At 67.0% G+C, this 488-nt stretch carries 1 pseudogene; it reads right to left on the bottom strand.

Annotation, left to right across the window (positions count from 1 at the left end):
- A pseudogene (locus AC1DYK_RS35675) lies at positions 1 to 488 on the bottom strand (hypothetical protein); the annotation flags it as partial.

Genomic DNA, 488 nt, shown 5'->3' with positions numbered 1-488 from the left:
GCTGGTGTTGCTCGGCTCGCCCTTGGACGTCGCGATCGAGGTCGGATTGCGCCCGAGGCCCGTGACCGTGCCGACCTCCGCGAAGGCGTTCGCCGAAGGCGCCGGGGCCGCACCGCCCAGGGCATAGCCGTCGAGGCTGTAGATGTGCAGCGTGCCGTCCTGCGTCGCGATCCAGGCGCGGCTCGCGTCGCCGTAGAGGCTGGCCTTCACCGCCGTGGGCCGGCCCGCCAGCGACACCGTCTTCACCACCGTCGGAACCTGCGAAGTTTCCTGAGTGAAGGTGTACGGCCATTGGTTGTCGGCCTGCCCCAGGCTCGCCATCCGCGACGTGAAGGTCGCCAGGTCGCCCCCGAAGTAGACGCTGTTGACGTAGGTGAACAGTGGCTTCAGGTCGATGAAGGCGGCCTTTTGCTCCGACTTGGAGATCACCACGGCCACGCCACCCTTGGCGTACTTGCTGTAGTTGCTGCCGCCGCTCAGGAAACTCT

It is taken from the genome of Variovorax sp. P2_H12, from assembly GCF_056403395.1.
This window is presented reverse-complemented; position numbering and strand designations above follow the sequence as displayed.